Genomic DNA, 19602 nt, shown 5'->3' on the forward strand with positions numbered 1-19602 from the left:
CTTTCAAAGATCGCAAGTCTCACCACCCTATCACGTCCACGGGCGGTTTCTTGAGAACTCTTTCTGCCTCACCCCTAGCCTAATCCGTGCAGCGTTTTGGTTTCAAGGTAATCTTCCAATCCCATCATACCACCTTCTCGGCCATTTCCGGATTGTTTATACCCCCCAAAGGGTGAGCCATAATTGAAGCCGCCGCCATTGATGTGGATCGCACCAGCCCTGAGGCGGGCCGCGACACGTTCCGCGCGTGCCGGATCACCAGTTTGCAGGTAGGCCGCCAGCCCATAGGGCGTATCATTGGCGATTTCAATCGCCTCAGCCTCATCCTCGAAGGGAATGATGACCAAAACAGGACCAAAGATTTCCTCCTGCGCAATCCGCATATCATTTGACACATCACAAAAAATAGTGGGCTTCACAAACCAGCCGGCATCAATCCCCTCAGGACGTCCCAAGCCACCAGCCAAGAGGCGTGCGCCCTCCTCAAGCCCCACTTTAATCATGGCTTGCACCCGATCAAATTGGATACGGTCAAACAGCGGGCCAATATGCGCGCCCTCTTGCGCCGGATCTCCCACCTCGGTGGCCTCTGCCGCGCGTTTGGCAATCTCAAGCACAGCCTCATAGCAGCTGCGCTCGGCCAATAGCCGGGTTGGCGCGTCGCAAGATTGCCCCGTGTTATACATGCATTCGGCGACCGAGGCACTCACCTGGGCCTCAAGGTCACAATCGGCAAACACCAGATTGGGCGATTTGCCACCAAGCTCCAAGGTCACACGCTTGACGGTTTCTGCCGCATCACGGGTCACAGCCGTCCCGGCACGGGTGGAACCGGTAAATGACATCATCTGCACATCCTTGTGGCGCGACAGGGCCGCGCCCACCGTTGGGCCATCGCCCTGGACCAAATTGAACACACCGGGCGGAAAGGCCGCCGCATCTATAATTTCAGCGTATATCATCGCAGAGATTGGCGTATGCTCAGAGGGTTTCAAAACGCAGCAACAGCCCGTCGCCAAGGCCGGGATGACCTTCAAGGCAATTTGGTTCATCGGCCAATTCCAAGGGGTGATTAATCCGCACACCCCAATCGGCTCGCGTAAAAGAATGTCCCCATTGCTCAAAGTTTCCCGTTCCACCAACTCGGCCAATGCGTCCATGAAACCCTGCAAATGACCGATGGCGGCATCGGCCTGCGCCTCGCGGGCCATGGTGATCGGCGCGCCCATCTCCATGCGCATCGCCTGCGCCAAATCTTCAAACCTGCTCTGGGTCACCTTCATCAAGCTTTGAAGAAGAGCCACACGTTCAGATTTGCGCGTCTGGCTATAGGCCGGAAAGGCCGACACCGCCGCCGCAACCGCCGCGTCCACATCTGCCGCATCCCCCAAGGGCACGATGCCGATCTGGCGCTCATTGGCGGGGTTTAAAACGGGCATATTGGCCTGTGATCTCGGCGCCACCCACTGCCCGGCGATGTAAAACTTACCTAGATTGCTTGTGTCGACTGTCATACCGTTTCGCTTTCAGCTAGAACCTTTGGTCATTATTCACAGGCGCGCCACTTCTGCACGCAAAAAATCACGCTTTAAACTCAGCGCGAAGAGCTTCGGTTTGCGCGCCCAAATTCGGCACTTTTTGTCCTGGTCCGGCATGGCTTGTCACTGGCAAAGCGGCCAAAGAAACGTCACAATCGCCAATCTGTACCACAGAATTGCGCAAAAATGGATGGTCCGACAGATCCGCCACGGAATTGAGTTGCGCATTGGCAATTTGCGCCGCATCCAGCTTGTCCACCATCTCAGCGGCGGTGAACTGTGCAAAACAATCCGCCACGATGGCATCCAGCGCGTCACGATGGGCATATCGCTCCGGATTTTCCGAAAACCTGGGATCTTCGGGCAACTCCGGTCGCTGCAAGACCTGGCGGCATAGGGCCGCAAATTCTCGGTTGCTTTGCACAGAAATTAAAACCTGCGCACCGTCCCGACATTCAAAGGCGCCGTAAGGGGCAATGAACGAATGTTTCAACCCCGAGCGCGCCGGAGCGCCGCCCATATAACGATGTGCCAAGAGCGGCATATTCATCCAATCGGCCAGCACATCAAACATGGAAATTTCCAAATCAATGCCCCGCCCCGTGCGCCCCCGTTGGATCAAGGCGCGCAAAATGGCCGAAAAGGCAGTCAAACCTGTCGAAAGATCGGTCAGGGACAGGCCCACACGCGCCGGGCTTTCTGCGCTGCCGGTCACAGAACACAGACCACTCTCCGCTTGGATCAAAAAATCATAGGCCTTCTTTTTCGCCGCCGCGCCCGATTGCCCGTACCCTGAAATCATGCAGGTGATCAAACCGGGGTTATCACGTCGCAGCTCTGCGCCGCCGAGCCCCATACGCGCCACTGAACCGGGTGCAAGATTGGAAACAAAGACATCGGCCTTGGCCAGCATACGGTGCATCACGGCCAAGTCCTCGGGATCTTTGAGGTTCAAGCAAATCGATTCCTTGCCGCGGTTCAGCCAGGCAAAAATTGCACTCTGCCCATTGGCGCCGGCATCATAGCCGCGGGCAAAATCCCCCTCCGGACGCTCAACCTTAATCACCCGCGCCCCAGCATCCGCCAGCATCAAACCACAATAGGGCGCCGCCACTGCCTGCTCGAGGGAGACCACCGTCATCCCGTCCAGTTCTTTATTCAACCCCATGGAATCATCATCCATCTTTCAAGCTCATGTCCGCTATCGCGCCAGTTTGTGCCCTCGGGTCACCAAAAGACAAGGCCAGAGGGCCGGCCCTGCGCGGAAAATGCCATCCATCTCCAGACCGATCGCGCTGATGTTTTGAAACTCACCTGCCTCATTGCCTATATTTTAGGCAAATCACGACATCTGCGGTTTTTTACCAAGGCTCAAAGTTTACGCCGCTCTGCAGCAATTTGAAGGTAGAGCCAGAATTATACCCGGTAGAACGAAAGGAAGACGAGTGAAACTGATTATTGCAACGATCAAACCCTTCAAGCTCGAAGACGTGCGCGAAGCGGTGTCTGAGGTCGGTGTCAGCGGCATGATGGTGAGCGAAGTTAAAGGCTTCGGCGCTCAATCTGGTCACACCGAAACATATCGAGGAGCAGAATACACAGTTAATTTTGTTCCCAAAATCAAACTTGAAATCGCCGTCACCGATGCGGCTGCGGCCGGTGTGGTGGAGGCCATCACCAAAGCGGCCCATACCGGAAAAATCGGTGATGGCAAAATTTTCGTCCTTGACCTGGAACAAGCCCTGCGCGTGCGCACCGGCGAAACAAATGAAGAGGCTCTGTGATGCGTAGAGAGTTAACGAGTAAATTAGGAACTGTAAGCCTGGCCACTCTGCTGCTGGCCGTTCCACAACTGGCCGCAGCGCAGGAGGCGGATGTCACCCCGCTGAATGCCGACATCGGCTTTATTTTCACCACATTCATGTTCCTTGTCTCAGGGTTCTTGGTGTTCTTCATGGCCGCTGGGTTTGCCATGTTGGAAGCCGGTTTGGTACGCGGCAAAAACGTGGCGATGCAGCTGACCAAAAACATGGCACTGTTTTCTCTGGCGTCGCTGTTTTTCTACATTTTGGGATATAATCTCATGTATCCAGGCGATGGCTGGACCATTCAAAACGTGGTTGGTGCCTTTTCAGTCACCGCGCTAGAGCCTGTCGGGCTCGAAGGTGTGGAAGCTGATCTAACCTACGCCTCTGTCGGCTCCGATTTTTTCTTCCAATTGATGTTCTGCGCAGCGACCGCTTCTATTGTGTCAGGCGCATTGGCCGAGCGGATCAAACTTTGGCCGTTCCTCGCCTTTGTCATCGTTCTTGTGGCCGTGATCTATCCGATCCAAGCCAGCTGGAAATGGGGCGGTGGTTTCTTGGACGCAATGGGCTTTCAAGACTTTGCAGGCTCAACAGTTGTGCACTCTGTCGGCGGCTGGGCAGCTTTGACCGGCGCGATCATCCTTGGTCCTCGCTTGGGCAAATACAAAGATGGTAAGGTAAACCCAATGCCAGGCTCAAATCTCGCATTGGCCACCTTGGGGACATTTATCCTTTGGCTCGGTTGGTTCGGCTTTAACGGTGGGTCACAACTGTATATGGACACATCCGGCAATGTGGCTGATATCAGCCGGATCTTCTCCAACACCAATACAGCGGCAGCCGCCGGTGCGGTGGCAGCTCTGATCTTGACGCAACTCCTGTACAAAAAGCCTGATTTGACCATGATCTTGAACGGGGCCTTGGCAGGTTTGGTGTCCATCACTGCGGAGCCGCTGACCCCTTCACTGGTCTCAGCGACCCTGATCGGTGCTGTTGGCGGTGTTATCGTCGTCTTCGCCGTGCCGCTTCTGGATCGCTTGAAGATTGATGATGTGGTCGGGGCCATCCCGGTGCACCTCTTCGCAGGCATCTGGGGCACTCTGGCCGTTTGCTTCACAAACAGCGCCGCCAGCTTCTCAGTTCAACTGACATCAATCGTCATCGTCGGGGCCTTTGTGACTGTGTCCTCCGCCGTGGTTTGGTTGGTGCTTAAAGCGATGTTCGGCCTGCGGGTCAGTGAAGAGGCCGAAATCACCGGTCTCGACCGCAGCGAGCTGGGCATGGAAGCCTATCCGGAATTCTCGGGTAGCTAACTTCTTTCCCGTCGTACTGGGCCCCCTGAAAGGTAATTTTCAGGGGGCTTTTTTATGCGCGTTTCACGGGATAAGGCGGGCCCTGCTCCAATTCCGTCAAAAGATCCAACAAAAGCTCATAGCGCTCGGCGCCAAGCTGATTTCTATAATTTGCGGCGATCTGCGTCGCCTGCACCAAATTGTCATCAATCAGGTGCTGCCCCGCTGGGGAAATCACCACAGTTTGCCGCCGCCGATCCTTGGTATCAGACGCCCGGATGACGAGGCCATTTTGCGCCAGGCTTCGAATAATGCGCGATAGGCTTGGCATCAACAAACAGGCCTGCCGCGCAATCTCTGTCAAATCCTGCGGGCCAAATTCGGACAATATACGCAGCACCCGCCATTGCTGTTCGGTCAAACCAGAAGCTCGCAGCATATCGCGGATCGGCGCCATGACCTTTTCACGCGATCGCATCAAGGCAATTGGTAAAGACCGCCGTGTCGAGGGAAGCTGAAGCTTGGTTCTGGCCATTGACGCACCTATGAATTGCCGTGCAATGTTATTTAAAAATATTGACAGCACAATGAAAAATCAGAACACTCCATTTAGTTAACATGTTACCTAAAATCTAGGGTTGAAAGAGAGCTGCAATGTCCGCGTTGGAACAAAATATCGAAAAACTCAATGGCCATTTGGCGCGCTTCCAGCGCAGCGGCATCCTGCACCGGATCGCGGGGGCGGATCATGCGGGCGGCGGCGGTGTCTTTGAAACCCTCTCCCCGGTGGATAAATCCACAATCTGCCAGGTGGCGCGCGGCGACGCAGGCGATATTGATAAGGCAGCTAAAGCGGCCAAAGCGGCCTTTCCAGCCTGGCGCGATATGCCCGCCAAACAGCGCAAGGCTATTTTGATCAAAATTGCCGAGGGCATTGAAGCCCGCGCCGAAGAAATCGCACTCTGCGAATGCTGGGACACCGGCCAGGCCTGGCGCTTCATGTCAAAAGCGGCCATTCGCGGGGCGGAGAATTTTCGCTATTTTGCCGATCAAGTGGAGGCCGCCCGAGATGGGCAGCATTTGCAATCGGCCACATTGATGAACATCACCACAAGGGTGCCCATCGGCCCAGTGGGTGTGATTACCCCTTGGAATACGCCCTTTATGCTCTCCACATGGAAAATTGCCCCTGCCCTCGCAGCTGGTTGCACCGTGGTGCATAAGCCCGCAGAGGCCTCGCCGCTCACGGCCCGGATCTTGGTGGAAATTGCCGAAGAGGCCGGCCTGCCTCCCGGGGTTCTAAACACGGTTCAAGGCTATGGCGAGGATGCCGGCAAGGCGCTCACAGAACACCCTGACATCAAGGCCATCGCATTTGTTGGGGAGAGCCGCACCGGTTCTATGATTACCAAACAGGGCGCAGATACGTTGAAGCGGACGCATTTCGAATTGGGCGGCAAAAATCCCGTCATCGTCTTTGAAGATGCGGATTTGGAACGTGCTTTGGATGCGGTGATCTTCATGATCTATTCCATCAACGGCGAACGCTGCACCTCCTCCTCGCGGCTTTTGATCCATGAGACCATCAAGGACGCTTTTGAATCCCGGTTGATTGAGCGGGTCAATAAGATCAAAGTCGGCCACCCGCTCGATCCTGCCACTGAAATCGGGCCACTGATCAGCGAAGAGCATTTCGCCAAGGTCACCTCCTATTTCGATATTGCCAAAAACGATGGGGCCCAAGTGGCCGCTGGTGGGGAGGTTCTTGGCGACACCGGATATTTCATCCGTCCAACCCTCTTTACGCAGGCGAATAATGCCATGCGCATTGCCCAAGAGGAAATTTTTGGCCCGGTTCTCACCTCCATTCCATTTGCCAGTGAAGATCAGGCCCTTCAGATTGCAAATGACACGCCCTACGGGCTCACCGCCTACCTATGGACCAATGACCTGACCCGCGCGTTGCGTTTTACTGACAAGCTTGAGGCGGGCATGATCTGGGTGAATAGCGAAAACGTCCGGCACCTGCCCACCCCCTTCGGCGGCGTCAAGGCCAGCGGAATTGGCCGGGACGGCGGCGATTGGAGCTTTGAATTTTATATGGAGCAAAAGCACATTGGCTTTGCCACCGGAGCCCATAAAATTTCACGCCTAGGCGTCTGACCTCAGAATTAAAGGAGCCCAAAATGCCAGTTCCCAGCCCAAATCTTTACCCAAGCTTCAACACCGTCCGCCTCAGCCATGCCTGCCTCAACGTCGCGGACTTAGGCCGCTCAAAGACCTTTTACACGGAAATTCTGGGTTTGCAGGTCTCGGATGAAACAGACAGCCATGTCTATCTGCGCGCCATGGAAGAGCGCGGCCATCACAGCGTGATTTTGCAAAAATCCGATCTTCCCGGCACGGTGGAGGTCATGGGCTTTAAGACCTATGATGAGGCAGATTTAGATCGGGCCGAAGCCGAGTTTCGTGCCAAAGGCTGCCCGACACAATGGGTCGAGCGCCCCTATCAGGGCCGAACCTTGTTGACCGAGGATAATATTGGAATTCCTTTAGAATTTTATCATAAAATGGATCGCCTGCCCTCTCTGCACCAAAAATTTGCACTCTATCGCGGCGTGAAACCTTTGCGGATTGATCATTTCAATTGCTTCTCGCCCGATGTCGACGCCTCAGTGGCGTTCTACAATGACATTGGCTTTCGGGTGACCGAATATACCGAGGATGAGGCCAGTGGCAAACTCTGGGCTGCATGGATGCATCGCAAAGGCGGCGTGCATGATATGGCCTTCACCAATGGCCGCGGCCCTCGGATGCACCATATCGCATTTTGGGTGCCGACGCCGCTGAACATCATTGACCTGCTCGATCTCATGGCCACCACTGGCTATGTCAGCAATATCGAGCGCGGACCGGGGCGGCACGGCATTTCAAACGCCTTTTTCTTGTATATCCTGGACCCAGATGGGCATCGCATTGAAATCTATTGCTCAGATTATCAAACTGTGGACCCCGATCATGAGCCCATCAAATGGGACCTCAAAGATCCGCAACGGCAAACCCTATGGGGCGCGGCGGCGCCAAAAAGCTGGTTTGAACATGGCACGGAGTTCACGGAGGTTGCGCCGCGCGACAGCGCCTTGAACGCCACGCCGATCATCGCGCCGTAAGCGCCGCGCGCTCAGCTTCCGATTGTTTCCACTTGGGCCAGCAGCTCTTGTGCCGCCCTGAGCCCTCTTGCGGTGCTGTGTAGCATCGCAGGCAAAATCATCCATTCCAGCGCCCAAGCCGCCCCAGAGCGTTCTTGCTCGTGGATCAAAGCCTGATGCATCCCGCCAAGCTGAACAGAATTATAGCGCGCCAGGGTGACCAATAGCTCCGCCAAAATTGGGTTTTGTTTATGGGGCATGGCCGAGGAAGAGCCGCCTGCGCGCAAGCGCATCTCATCCACGCCTTGCTGGGTCATGAGCGAAATATCCTTGCCCATTTTGCCTAAGCTGCCAGACACCAGCGACAGCCAATTGGCCAATTCGGCAAATCCATCGCGCATGGCGTGCCAGCTTTTATCCGGCGCGGCCAATCCCAATTGCGCCGCAAGCGCAGCCCCGCCCGCGCCAAGGCCCACCGGGCCGCCACACTGCACGCAGAGCACACGCGCGCGCACCTCATCGAGCCGCGCGAGATGGCGCTCCAAGGGCATCCGCCAAGTGACAAGGCGATCTGCAACCGTTATGGGAAGCGCGGCCTGCATACGCGTGCGCCCCATCAAGGCACCGCCGCCATGTGCTTGCGTCAATTGCGCCAAATCCGCCTGCAACGCGATCAATCCCTGCCGGAAGATCGGTAAAATGTCCTTCAAAGATAAAACCAGGGCCGTGTCCATCACGTCTTGGCTGGTCAGCCCTCGGTGGATATCCCCATGCAACTCTGGCGAGATCTGCGCCTTGAGACAGCGCACCAACTGAGGAACAGGCACCCCATCCGTGGCCGTTCCCTCTGTCAAATCTTCTGGGCCTATCCGGGCCGCCTCAATCGCGCGGGCCGCAGATTCATTGCCCAATGACCGGCTGTGCGCCGCTTCAATGCGCAGCATATGCGCCAATTGCACCTCAGCAGACAGGTGCTCCGCAACGCCTTTGTCGCCGAAGAGGCCTGTCATCCAGGCATGGTCAAATACCGTCGTCATACGGCCCGCAAACCGAGAATTTCGCGCGCTTGCGCCGGGCTTGCGACCGGGCGCTCATAGCGGGTGCAAAGTTCAGCGGCACGGGCGATCAAAGCGGCATTCGACGGGGCCAGCGTGTTGCGGTCGAGGCGCACATTGTCCTCAAGCCCAGCGCGGGTATGGCCACCTGCCGCGATGGCCCATTCATTCACAACCAATTGATTGGGCCCAATACCCGCGGCACACCACTCAGCTTGAGGCGCGCGGGCTTGCATCTGCGCCACATAAAAATCAAAAACCGCTCGATCTGCCGGCATGGCATTTTTCACACCCATGACAAATTGCACATAGAGCTTGCCGAATAGTTTCCCCTCGTCATACAGGCGCAGAGCTTGCAAGATATGTGACAGATCAAAGGCTTCAACCTCCGGCACCACTTCATATTTTTGCATTTCACTGGCCAGCCAAGCCACCAAATCTGGCGGATTCTCATAAACCCGTGTGGGAAAGTTGTTCGAGCCGACAGAGAGGGAGGCCATATCCGGTCTCAAGGGCAACATTCCGCCGCGCTCTTGCCCCGCACCAGAACGGCCACCCGTTGAAAACTGAATGATGACATCCGGGCTGTGCCGGCGCAGCTCCTCTTGCAGGCGGGCGAATTTTTCCGGGTCGCTGCTGGGTGTTTCATCGGCGTTGCGCACATGGGCATGAATGATCGAAGCGCCTGCCTCCACCGCGGCCAAGCTGCTCTCGACCTGCTCAGAAATACTGATAGGCACAGCTGGGTTGGCGGCTTTTGTTGGCACTGAACCGGTGATGGCGCAGCACAAAATGCAAGGTTTGTTGTGCAGATCAGACATTGATAAATACCGTTTCCTTGTCACCCTGCAGGTGGATGTTGAAGATGTAGCCATCATCACCGGATCGCTTGGCGATCAAGGTAGACCGGCGGCTGGGCTCATTAATCGCCGCCAGAATGGGATCTTGCCCCTGGGGCTCATCTTCAAAATAAATTCGTGTGTGCAGCCCCAAGTTGATGCCGCGCGCCACAACCCAAACTTTCACATGCGCAGCCTCGTCACCTGTGGCGGCAGGAAGAATCGTCTCCAAACGGTAGCGGCCCGCCTCAGGATCCACCGCCCTGCGGGCCCAGCCGCCATATGCACCATTGGCGCCATAGCGGCCACTGGCATCGGCCTGCCAAAACTCAAGCATCGCATCCAAGACAGGATCACCAGCCCCATCAAAGATTTGCCCCGAAATGACTATTTTGCGCCCCGGTACATCAGGCGGAAAGATATCTGCGCCCAAAACATGACCACCATACATATTTTTCAAGCCCGCAACCTTGGGCGTGCAGCCGATATGCACATAGGGACCGGCGGTTTGAGATGCGCTTTGCGAGCCGGACATCAATTCCCCTCCAACTTATTTTCAAACAGGGTGGACGCGCGGCCACGCAGCACAATGTCAAAGCGGAACGCCCGAAACCCCATCGGCACCGTATGCGCCATGTCCAACCGCGCAGTTAATCGATCAATCGCCTTTGGGTCCGCTATGGTTTGAACGATGGGGCAAAGTGGAATATGCGGGTCGCCTTCGAAATACATCTGCGTGATCAACCGCTGCGCCCAGCCTTGGCCAAAGCAGCTGAAATGAATATGCGCTGGCCGCCAATCATTGCCACCGTTCGGCCAAGGATAAGGACCGGGCCGCACAGTGCGGAAGGAGAAATAGCCATTCTCATCCGTCAGCGTCCGGCCACAGCCGCCAAAATTGGGATCCAAAGGCGCCAGATAGCCATCTTTTTTGTGGCGATAACGCCCGCCAGCATTGGCCTGCCAAAACTCCAGCAGGGCCTGCGGCACCGGCCGGGCATTTTCGTCCAGAAGATGACCATGCACCATGATTTGCTCGCCAATGGCCGCAGAGCCCGGTGCGGCATAATTTATGATCAGATCATTGTCGTTGGGGCCAATGACATCATGCCCAAAGGTGGGCCCGGTCAGCTCTCCCGGCCCTTGCTCGAGGCTCAAGAGCTTATGGCTGGGCGCGCGAAGCCGCGAGGAGCGATAATCTGGGGTCAAGGCAGGCGGCTGCAGGCTCATATCCTGCGGGTTAAAGGGGTCGGTCTCACTCACGATGCATCCTCCATGTCCGCAAAGGTCTCCTTGGCGATTTTGATCGCGTGATTGGCCGTCGGCACGCCGGCATAAATGGCCACATGCAAGATCAGCTCTTGGATATCCGCGCGGCTTGCACCTGTATTGGCGGTGGCGCGGATATGCATGGCGACCTCATCCCAATGCCCCTGCGCGCAGAGCAAAGCCAGGGTCACAATCGATCGCTGCCGGTGATCCCAGGTTGGCCGCGACCAGACATGTCCCCAGGCCGCTTCGGTAATCAAATCTTGAAAAGGCGCGTCAAACGCCGATGTCTGCGCCTGCGCACGCGCAACATGCGCCTCGCCTAAGACAGCGCGCCGCGTGGCCAACCCCTCCTCATGCCGTTTTGAAGTTGTCATGCGCCACGCCCTTTGAATGCAGATGTTAGCCGGAGCTCGAAACAGCCGCTCGGCTCATCTTAGTGAGGATCATAATGAAAACTTATCAATCGGTGGTCAAGTCGATACGGCCGGAAACAAGCCAGGGTGTCACCGAAACAGATAAATGCAGAATATTGAGCAGAAAACCAAAATCTCTGTCGCTGTTAGTATCTGTAGAATGCCCATCTACTGTCCTTTCATTGCGGGTTACACCAATGGGCCGGGCTGCGCGATATGCTGAGGGAGAAGTGCATCCAACCCGGCCCATCCTCGAGCCTGACCCCTTTGACCCTAGGGCCCGCTTTTGCAGAGCATTTCAGCGCCGCGTGCAAATTTTGTGATCCTTTATGCAGATCCTGTGCAGCCGGCCGCATTTTCTTTGTGCTCATAGCCGGGCTATGCCACTGTCTACGCAATCACAGGTGAGCTCAGCGCATGACACAGATCATTATTGTAGATGACGAAGTTGAAATACTTGCACCACTGGAGCAGATGTTGACCCAAGAAGGGTATCACGTCAGCGCCTTTTCCTCGAGCCTGGCCGCACAGGCGCATCTTCAGCAACACAGCGTTGATCTCGCGATCTTTGACATAAAAATGCCCGAAATGGATGGGTTTTCTCTCCTGAAATCCGTTCGGGCGAAAATGCCCAATCTGCCGATCATTTTCTTATCATCTAAGGCGGAGGAGCAAGATCAAATCATCGGTTTCACCCTTGGGGCCGATGATTATATCACCAAACCCTTTAGCAAACATCTGTTACTGTTCCGCGTGGCCGCCGTCTTGCGCCGGCATTCGGTCGGCGCTGTGACCAATTTGGATGCACCGGTGCGCGCCGGGCAGCTAACCATTGACCAGGATCGCCATTTGGTAACCTGGGCGACTATGGCGGTGGATTTAACAGTGACCGAATGTTTGTTGCTTCTGGCGATGGCGCAGCGGCCCGGTGTCGTCAAAACCCGAAACCAGCTGATGGATGCCGCCTATCGAGAAGCGATTTACGTCAGTGACCGCACCATCGACAGTCACATTCGCAATATTCGTCAAAAGCTGAAAGCCGTGGATCCAACCTGCGATATCATTTCGACAGTCCACGGGCTCGGCTATCGGCTTCAGGGCTAGACCCAATGTTTCGTGGAATATTATCAAAAATCCTCGGCCTGTTGGTGATGTTCAATCTCGCGCTTTGGGCCTTTGTCATTGCGACCGAAGATGCCGCTTTGGTGGAAATCCGCAGCAAGAAGGACCGGCTATTTGAGCGGTCCAATTTCTATGTAAAATTGCTCCAACCCATTTTTCAGCAGGACGAATTGAGTGAATTTGATCGCCGTCTGGCCATTGAAGCCGTGCTGCTGGACAGCGCTCTGGCCGGTACGGACCGCCTCAAACTGTCCAGTCTTTTGGCGGATACACAACTCACCTATTTCGATGGGGCAAATCCGCGGATCAGCGCACCGATTGAGGTGCGGCCACTGCCGGATGCGCCGGAGCCGGACTTCACACCACAGGCGCATGGCTTCGATCCGTTTGAGCAGCTGTTTGTGCTGTATAAAAGCCTATTTGATTTGCAGATTGTGACCGAGCCCTATGAGCCAAAACGTGCGCGTTTCACTCGGCAGTTTCAACTGCTTAATCCAGTATCGGATCTGTATGAATTGAGCTATCTCGTGCCAATCCGTGTGGATGGGCGCCCGCGCGCTGTGCTGGAACTTTCGGACAGCTACTATCTGCGTGAGGCCTATTTTGGGAAAAACAAGTCGCGGCTCATGGTTTTGACTGGCCTATCGGGCATCACCATTGTCTTTGGTGCGCTCTTAGCAATTTCAATCGCGATGCCCATTCGCCGGCTCTCACGGCGGCTGAACCGACGATTGAAAGCTGAAACTTTGGTTGAGCAATTGGAGGGGTTTGAAATCGAAGCTTTTGAGACACGGCGCGATGAGGTGGGGCGTCTCTACCGCAACCTCAGTCGGTTGCATCAGCAAATCATCACACTGTTCCATGATAAAGAACGCTTCGCAGCCGATGTCTCACATGAGCTCAAAAATCCAATCGCGTCGATTATTGCCAATACGCAAAATGCAATGGCTGAGGCCAATACAGCCGAGCGAGAAAAATTTGCCGCCATTCAAAATCAGGCGGTGCGTATGAACAAATTGATTTCAGAAATTTCAGAGGCGGCGATTGTCGATCATGATCTGGTGGCTGCCAAACGCGAGTGGTTCAATTTTTCTGAGACAATAGGTGATCTGATTGGGTTCTTTGAGCCAGCGGCTAAGGAGGCGCAGCTGCGTTTGACTTTCGACATACAAAGTCACGTTCATTTCATCGGTCTGCCAGATCGTCTGGCGCGGGTGGTGATCAATCTGGTTGAAAATGCCTTAAGTTTTGCCGATCCTCAAGGGCAGGTGCGTGTCACTCTTTCGAAAACATGGCGTCAAGGCATCGTCTTGACTGTCGCCGATACCGGGCCGGGCGTTCCTATGGCCGATCGCAGCAAAATCTTTGAGCGTTTCTATAGCGCCCGCGAGGGCCAAGACGCGCGGGAGGGGAACTCCGGCTTGGGGCTATATATCTGCCAGCAGATTATCGAAGCCCATGGCGGATCACTCACGGTGACACAATGCCCACAGCTGGGCGGTGCACTGTTTGAGATCACCCTGTCCTAAGCTGATGCGCCTTTACCGGCGCAGATAGGCCACAACAGCCGCGATGAGGGCCACGCCAATAATCGCTTGCGGCGTCACGGCAGAGATCAACAGTGACACATTCGTCATGACGCTGACCACATAGTCACCGGAGGCCTCCCCCAACAATAGGTATACCAAGATGAGGACAACAAGCACCAAGGACATGAGCTCCGCGGCACGCAAAAGCCAGGATCTCAACTGCGTGAGGTAACTGTCTAAATGTTTCATCTATACGCCTAGATTGTTGGGAGAAGCGGTTTTTACAAATGGCCTATTTTTGGAACAGAGCCAAGACCACACCTAGGGCGATCAACCCGGCCAGACCCGCGCTTCCAAGCTGCTGTACCAGCGCTGTGATATTGCCCACCACATCGCCCAAAAATGCCATATTATCGGGGCCAACCAACACGGATGCGACAATGGCAAGGGCCAGGAGCGCGATGGCTACTTCGGTCAAACTGGTGACCATTTTCTTTGCATTTGCTAACATGATTTCTTTCCTCTACTGCTGCTGTAGTTCATTTCGTGACTTCAGTAAGCGAATTCTGCGGTTCAAACGGCCTTCACGTCAAGCATTAGTATAAACATTCTCACTTCCCGCTATATCCAGTAGGCCAACCCAAATATCATATACATTTGTATTTCAACAAGCATTCGCATGATCAGAGAGTTGCAGGTTTGTTCTAACAATTGATTAAATTGCGCGGAAAAAACGCTTTTTTCGTTCAATGCGATCAAATCTACTCCGCGCAGAGCCGAAGCCCTGCGCGGTGACCTGCGAGGTTAGCTTGCGCCGCCCATGTAACTCGAAATGATCCAGAAAATTAACATTGAGATCGTCGCCGCGGCCGGCACGGTAATCACCCATGCGGCGATGATTGTCAGGAAGTGACTGCGGCGCACCAATTTGCGACGGCGGCGTTCTTCTTTTGGCTGTTCTACGGCCTGTGGAACGGTCATCCGCGCCCGTTTCATCCGGCGCTGCGAGTCCCACTCGCGAAAGAAGCCCACGCCGAAAACACCGCCAACAGCGATATGGGTTGAGCTGACCGGCAGGCCCAACCAGCTGGCGACAATCACAGTAATGGCCGCTGAAAGCGCCACGCAATAGGCCCGCATCGGATTGAGTTTGGTAATTTGACCGCCCACCATGCGGATCAATTTTGGCCCAAACAAAAACAGGCCAAACGAAATCCCCAAGGCACCGATGGCCATCACCCAGAGCGGAATAGACACTGCATCTGCGAAACCGCCTGAGGCCGAAGCCTGCACAATCGCGGCCAGCGGTCCAACCGCATTGGCCACATCATTTGCTCCATGAGCAAAACTGAGCAACGCTGCGGATACAACCAAGGGGATGCCGAAGAGCTTTTTGAGAGACTTATTGCGGTTTTCCAACCCCTCAGCTTGCTTGCGCACGACCGGGATCATGACCAACCAAATGATGACACCCAAAACAAGACCAATCATCAAGGCCGAGGAAAAATCGATTTTCATGATTTTCTTTAGGCCCTTGAGCGCCAAATAAACGGAAAATGCCCCGCCCATAATCCCAACCAAAACCGGCACCCAAACACGCGCCGCGGAGATTTTATCATCACGATATACAATCCGGTTTTTGATAAACCAAAGAAACAGGGCGGCAATTATCCCGCCCAAGACCGGTGAAATTACCCAGCTTGCGGCGATTTTATACATGGTTGGCCAGTTCACAGCTGCAAATCCCGCAGCTGCGATCCCTGCCCCCATTACGCCGCCAACAACAGAATGGGTGGTCGAAACAGGCGCGCCGACCCAAGTGGCCAGATTAACCCAGAGCGCGGCGGACAATAGCGCTGCGAGCATGGCCCAGATAAAGATGGACGCTGTTTGCATGCTTTGAGGAGCAATAATGCCCTTTGCGATGGTCGAAACGACGTCTCCACCTGCAAGCATGGCGCCAGCACTTTCAAACACTGCTGCAATGGCAATGGCCCCGCCCATCGTCAAAGCATTGGCCCCCACTGCGGGCCCCATATTATTGGCCACATCATTGGCGCCGATATTCAGCGCCATATAGGCCCCAAAGCCAGCAGCGATCACCACGACAAGCGTATTGCCGGTTTGACCAAAGAGATAGAAAGCAACAAGTCCCGCAAGGAGTATAAAGACCAATGACACCCCAAGCCCCATCATCGGGCGGGAGGCATAGGCCGTTGCCTGCTCTAGGGCCGAGAATCGATTTAAATCTCGATCTAGAGTTTCCAAGTGTCGTTGGTCGAGATCATTCTGAGCCATGCTAATACATCCCTGCTATGTTCGCGGACCCGATAGCAGTTTCGTGTAAATTTCACAAACATTATTGCAAATTTGGTGCGCCACCACTTGTGGCAGGTCACCTTTCTCTACCGCAGCAGAGCAAAACAAACCGAAGGACACGCAGACTGTGAATATCGCTGGTAAATTCAAATTTTCCTAAAAAATATACCTTCATCGCCGTTTTAGGGCGGAAGATCATTTTTCGTCGCGGGCAGATTTTTCTTCGCGCGTGAGCTTATTGTTCCATGTGTTGTTGCTCAAGCCCAGCTCACTGGGCAAGGGCTTGGTTTTTCCAACACTGATTTTCCCACCATTGTTCAGAAATTCCTGCACAAGCGCGTCATCGGTGGTTTCTTTGGGAATATGCTTCATGACACCACCTTAGCCACAGCACAGGCCGCTTGTCACCCTCAAATTACCGGCAATGAGGCTCTGACGGTTCAGTCAATCACCAATGCCGGCAAGGATTTCACCAAATCATCCACCGCTTTCATCTGCGTCAAAAATGGTTTGATCAAATCCAAAGGCAGGGCGCTCGGCCCATCGCATAAAGCCTGATCGGGGTCGGGATGCGCTTCAAGAAACAATCCGGCAATACCCACGGCCAAGCCTGCCCGGCCCAGCTCAGCAATTTGTCCGCGCCGCCCGCCAGAGACCGCAGCGCCGGCCGCGCGGGTTTGTAAAGCATGGGTCACGTCAAAAATAATCGGCGCGTCATCGCTGCAATCCTTCATCGTCCGAAGGCCCAGCATGTCAACCACCAAATTGTCATAGCCAAAGCAGGTCCCACGCTCACAGAGCAGAATTTTCTCATTGCCACATTCACGAATTTTTCCAACCAAATTTTGAATCTGCGGTGGGCTCATAAACTGTGGTTTCTTGACATTGATCACCGCATCAGTCGCCGCAACAGCCGCAATCAAATCGGTTTGCCGCGCCAAGAAGGCGGGCACTTGCAAGATATCGCAGACCTCAGCCACTGGCGCGGCCTGGGAAATTTCGTGCACGTCCGTCAAAACCGGCACACCAAATGTTTGCTTGACCTCTTGCAACACCTTGAGACCCTCGTCGAGTCCGGGTCCGCGGAAAGAGTGAATGGAGGAGCGATTGGCCTTGTCAAAAGAGGCTTTGAATATATAGGGCAGGCTCAATTCACCCGTGGCCTGCACGAATGCTTCGGCCACGCGCATCACCAGATCGCGGCTCTCAATCACATTCATTCCACCGATCAAACTCATCGGTCGATGATTGCCTAGGGTCATATTCGCGACGGCGATTTCAGTCATATCTTTGGCTTTCTACAGATCTCTTTAGCCTGTTCATAGCATAGTTTGACAGGTTTCAAAGCCATCACCTTTGCCCTTGGATATCTCGTCATATCAGTGTAGTTTTCGGCAACTTCTTTGAGCAGACTTGGGGCCAGTCGACCATGAAAAACCCGATCGATCCCGCCGCATCCGCCCTCTCGGCCGTGGCTTGTTTTTCCGCCGGCATGTCCCAATTGCAGCAAGCCGTAGACTCAGCGCAGATGCGCGGCGTGATCGCCGGAGCTGCGAATTTGATCTTTGCCATGAAGGGCCGGCTCATTCTATCGGGGGTTGGAAAAAGCGGACATGTGGCGCGGAAACTGGCCGCGACTTTCGCCTCCACCGGCACGCCGGCCTATTTTGTCCATGCGGCCGAGGCCAGCCATGGCGATCTGGGTATGATCCAAAATGACGATGTTGTGATGCTTCTCTCTTGGTCGGGTGAAACGGGTGAATTGGCCGATATTATCGCCTATGCCGCGCGCTTTGACGTACCCATTGTTGCGATAACCGGCAAAGCCGAGGGCACATTGGCCCGCCGCGCGCAATATCCCATCGTTCTGCCTGCAGCCCAAGAGGCCTGCCCGCATAATCTGGCGCCCACCACCTCGACCCTGTTGCAAATGGCAATGGGGGATGCGCTGGCCATTACCTTGCTGAAAATGCGGGGTTTCACTGAGGAAAGTTTTCGCAACTTCCATCCCGGTGGGAAGCTTGGCGCTGTCCTGCAGCCGGTTCGTGAATTTATGCACCAGGGTGATGAGCTGCCACTTCTGGATCAATCTGCCCCTGTCTTTGATGTGGTGGCCGAAATCTCGAATAAAGAATTTGGCATTGTCGGCTTGCTTGATGCGGCCGGCCATCTGAGCGGCGTGATAACGGACGGTGACATTCGCAGATATTTAGAAAAAAACGCCAATGGCATGATGCAGGATGTGATGTGGTCCAACCAGGCCCAAGACATCATGAGTCCGGCCCCTGTCACCCTGCGGCCGGAAAATCTAGGGGCACGATCTTTGCATACGCTGCAAACAAGGAAAATCTCTGCCGCCTTTGTCTTAGACGATGGCTGCCCGATTGGATTGGTCACAGTGTTACAGCTGTTGCAGCGCGGTGTTGCCTAAGACGGGGCGCTAGGGCCAGCCTTTGGCCTGCAGCACCTTCTCGATCCGGGCCACATCCACAGGATTGTTCAGCTCCCAAAAAACGCGGCCCTGAGCATCCACCAAAACACATCGAATTTTTACGCCATGTTCGAGTAGACGCAACTGCTCGAGCCCCTCCAGACGCTCCAAACTTCGTTCCGGCCAGCGGATATATCGCGCCAAACTGGTCGGGCGATACGCATAGGCCCCAACATGGTGATAGACGGGGGTTTGCTCATCGTCAGCATAGGTTTTGTCGGTGAAGGGCAATACCTCTTTCGAAAAGTATAGCGCATCCCAATTTTGATCGAAGACTGCGGTTGTGCCACCAACCCGTCCATTGCGGCGATCTTCACGAAACATATTCAATGTCAGCCCATCGCATCGCAGCACCGGCGTCGCCATCTCAACAGTCGAATCGCCTTTCATCTCCTCTATCAAAGCTGTGATAAACCACGGCGGGGTCAGCGGCGCATCCCCTTGCAAATTAACCACAATATCCGCAGGCTCTGGCAATTTCTGAACGGCTTCCGCAACCCTCTCTGTCCCGTTGCGACAGTTCTGTGAGGTCATAATCACTTGGCCGCCAAAGTTATGAACCGCATCAGCGATGCGCTGATCATCCGTGGCCACAAATATCCCATCAACGCTGGGCACATCGCAGGCTGTCTCCCAACTGCGTTGAATAAGTGACTTGCGCGCGCCAGTAGAGCCGGTCAACATTGCCAAAGGCTTGCCTTCAAATCGCGTTGACGCATAACGCGCGGGGATAATGATCACGGTTTTATCTGTCATACCCTCTGACTTAAGAGAT

21 protein-coding genes are annotated in these 19602 nt (G+C 54.8%); 7 read left to right on the forward strand and 14 right to left on the reverse strand.

Annotated elements, in window-relative coordinates:
• Nucleotides 1-74 precede the first annotated feature (74 nt).
• Together RCA23_RS12900 and RCA23_RS12905 are read right to left on the reverse strand one after the other, a co-directional pair.
• A complete protein-coding gene (locus RCA23_RS12900) occupies nt 75-1514 on the reverse strand; it encodes an aldehyde dehydrogenase family protein (protein WP_044050655.1) in 1440 nt (479 codons plus the stop codon).
• Nucleotides 1515-1581: 67 nt separating this feature from the next.
• Nucleotides 1582-2721, reverse strand: a complete 1140-nt coding sequence (locus RCA23_RS12905) for a CaiB/BaiF CoA transferase family protein (RefSeq protein ID WP_236631361.1) — start codon at nt 2719-2721, stop codon at nt 1582-1584.
• A 262-nt stretch (nt 2722-2983) separates the two neighbouring features.
• Here RCA23_RS12905 and RCA23_RS12910 point away from each other — a divergent pair, with 262 nt between their 5' ends.
• A complete protein-coding gene (locus RCA23_RS12910) occupies nt 2984-3322 on the forward strand; it encodes a P-II family nitrogen regulator (RefSeq protein WP_044050656.1) in 339 nt (112 codons plus the stop codon).
• Complete coding sequence (locus tag RCA23_RS12915) at nt 3322-4659, forward strand: ammonium transporter (protein WP_044050657.1); 1338 nt, start codon at nt 3322-3324, stop codon at nt 4657-4659. The genes RCA23_RS12910 and RCA23_RS12915 overlap by 1 nt, the downstream gene beginning before the upstream one ends.
• Nucleotides 4660-4711: 52 nt before the next feature.
• On the opposite strand, the gene hpaR is transcribed toward RCA23_RS12915, so the two are convergent.
• On the reverse strand, nt 4712-5173 hold the full coding sequence (gene hpaR, locus RCA23_RS12920; RefSeq protein WP_044050658.1) for a homoprotocatechuate degradation operon regulator HpaR: 462 nt from the start codon (nt 5171-5173) through the stop codon (nt 4712-4714).
• 119 nt (nt 5174-5292) lie between these two features.
• Between hpaR and hpaE the strand changes: the two genes are divergently transcribed.
• A complete protein-coding gene (gene hpaE / locus RCA23_RS12925) occupies nt 5293-6801 on the forward strand; it encodes a 5-carboxymethyl-2-hydroxymuconate semialdehyde dehydrogenase (protein ID WP_044050659.1) in 1509 nt (502 codons plus the stop codon).
• Nucleotides 6802-6824: 23 nt separating this feature from the next.
• Nucleotides 6825-7808 (forward strand): 3,4-dihydroxyphenylacetate 2,3-dioxygenase, encoded by a 984-nt coding sequence (gene hpaD, locus RCA23_RS12930; RefSeq protein WP_044050660.1) that lies wholly within the window; start codon nt 6825-6827, stop codon nt 7806-7808.
• A gap of 11 nt (nt 7809-7819) precedes the next feature.
• On the opposite strand, the gene RCA23_RS12935 is transcribed toward hpaD, so the two are convergent.
• The 5 genes from RCA23_RS12935 to pcaC are packed head-to-tail and all read right to left on the reverse strand — an operon-like array spanning nt 7820 to nt 11327.
• Nucleotides 7820-8824 (reverse strand): 3-carboxy-cis,cis-muconate cycloisomerase, encoded by a 1005-nt coding sequence (locus RCA23_RS12935; RefSeq protein ID WP_044050661.1) that lies wholly within the window; start codon nt 8822-8824, stop codon nt 7820-7822.
• On the reverse strand, nt 8821-9663 hold the full coding sequence (locus RCA23_RS12940) for a 3-oxoadipate:acetyl-CoA acetyltransferase (RefSeq protein WP_044050662.1): 843 nt from the start codon (nt 9661-9663) through the stop codon (nt 8821-8823). The genes RCA23_RS12935 and RCA23_RS12940 overlap by 4 nt, the downstream gene beginning before the upstream one ends.
• A complete protein-coding gene (gene pcaG / locus RCA23_RS12945) occupies nt 9656-10216 on the reverse strand; it encodes a protocatechuate 3,4-dioxygenase subunit alpha (RefSeq protein WP_044050663.1) in 561 nt (186 codons plus the stop codon). The genes RCA23_RS12940 and pcaG overlap by 8 nt, the downstream gene beginning before the upstream one ends.
• On the reverse strand, nt 10216-10947 hold the full coding sequence (gene pcaH / locus RCA23_RS12950) for a protocatechuate 3,4-dioxygenase subunit beta (RefSeq protein WP_044050664.1): 732 nt from the start codon (nt 10945-10947) through the stop codon (nt 10216-10218). Before pcaH ends, pcaG begins: the two co-directional genes overlap by 1 nt.
• Nucleotides 10941-11327 carry a 4-carboxymuconolactone decarboxylase gene (pcaC, locus tag RCA23_RS12955; protein ID WP_044050665.1) on the reverse strand — a complete coding sequence of 129 codons (387 nt, stop codon included), beginning with the start codon at nt 11325-11327 and terminating at the stop codon, nt 10941-10943. The genes pcaH and pcaC overlap by 7 nt, the downstream gene beginning before the upstream one ends.
• A 456-nt stretch (nt 11328-11783) precedes the next feature.
• On the opposite strand from pcaC, the gene RCA23_RS12960 reads away from it, so the two are divergent.
• Both RCA23_RS12960 and RCA23_RS12965 read left to right on the forward strand, forming a co-directional pair.
• Nucleotides 11784-12470: a response regulator transcription factor gene (locus RCA23_RS12960; RefSeq protein WP_044050666.1), complete on the forward strand. Its 687-nt coding sequence runs from the start codon at nt 11784-11786 to the stop codon at nt 12468-12470.
• Nucleotides 12471-12475: 5 nt separating this feature from the next.
• Nucleotides 12476-14017 carry a sensor histidine kinase gene (locus RCA23_RS12965; protein ID WP_044050667.1) on the forward strand — a complete coding sequence of 514 codons (1542 nt, stop codon included), beginning with the start codon at nt 12476-12478 and terminating at the stop codon, nt 14015-14017.
• Nucleotides 14018-14029: 12 nt separating this feature from the next.
• Here the strand turns inward: RCA23_RS12965 and RCA23_RS12970 are convergent, their stop codons facing one another.
• The 5 genes from RCA23_RS12970 to kdsA all read right to left on the reverse strand — a co-directional run bounded on the left by RCA23_RS12970 (nt 14030) and on the right by kdsA (nt 17622).
• Entirely contained in the window at nt 14030-14266 is a 237-nt protein-coding gene (locus tag RCA23_RS12970; RefSeq protein ID WP_044050668.1) for a hypothetical protein, read from the reverse strand.
• 43 nt (nt 14267-14309) lie between these two features.
• Complete coding sequence (locus RCA23_RS12975; RefSeq protein WP_052377183.1) at nt 14310-14528, reverse strand: hypothetical protein; 219 nt, start codon at nt 14526-14528, stop codon at nt 14310-14312.
• A 293-nt stretch (nt 14529-14821) separates the two neighbouring features.
• The gene (locus tag RCA23_RS12980; RefSeq protein WP_044050669.1) at nt 14822-16315 is read right to left on the reverse strand and encodes an inorganic phosphate transporter; all 1494 of its coding nucleotides are present in this window, start codon (nt 16313-16315) and stop codon (nt 14822-14824) included.
• Nucleotides 16316-16531: 216 nt separating this feature from the next.
• Nucleotides 16532-16708 carry a hypothetical protein gene (locus tag RCA23_RS16595; protein ID WP_044050670.1) on the reverse strand — a complete coding sequence of 59 codons (177 nt, stop codon included), beginning with the start codon at nt 16706-16708 and terminating at the stop codon, nt 16532-16534.
• A 68-nt stretch (nt 16709-16776) separates the two neighbouring features.
• Nucleotides 16777-17622, reverse strand: a complete 846-nt coding sequence (gene kdsA, locus RCA23_RS12990) for a 3-deoxy-8-phosphooctulonate synthase (RefSeq protein ID WP_044050671.1) — start codon at nt 17620-17622, stop codon at nt 16777-16779.
• Between the two features lie 143 nt (nt 17623-17765).
• On the opposite strand from kdsA, the gene RCA23_RS12995 reads away from it, so the two are divergent.
• On the forward strand, nt 17766-18767 hold the full coding sequence (locus tag RCA23_RS12995; RefSeq protein WP_044050672.1) for a KpsF/GutQ family sugar-phosphate isomerase: 1002 nt from the start codon (nt 17766-17768) through the stop codon (nt 18765-18767).
• Between the two features lie 9 nt (nt 18768-18776).
• Here the strand turns inward: RCA23_RS12995 and RCA23_RS13000 are convergent, their stop codons facing one another.
• On the reverse strand, nt 18777-19583 hold the full coding sequence (locus tag RCA23_RS13000) for a 3-deoxy-manno-octulosonate cytidylyltransferase (protein ID WP_044050673.1): 807 nt from the start codon (nt 19581-19583) through the stop codon (nt 18777-18779).
• Nucleotides 19584-19602 lie beyond the last annotated feature (19 nt).

This window comes from Planktomarina temperata RCA23 (genome assembly GCF_000738435.1).
Lineage (GTDB): Bacteria > Pseudomonadota > Alphaproteobacteria > Rhodobacterales > Rhodobacteraceae > Planktomarina > Planktomarina temperata.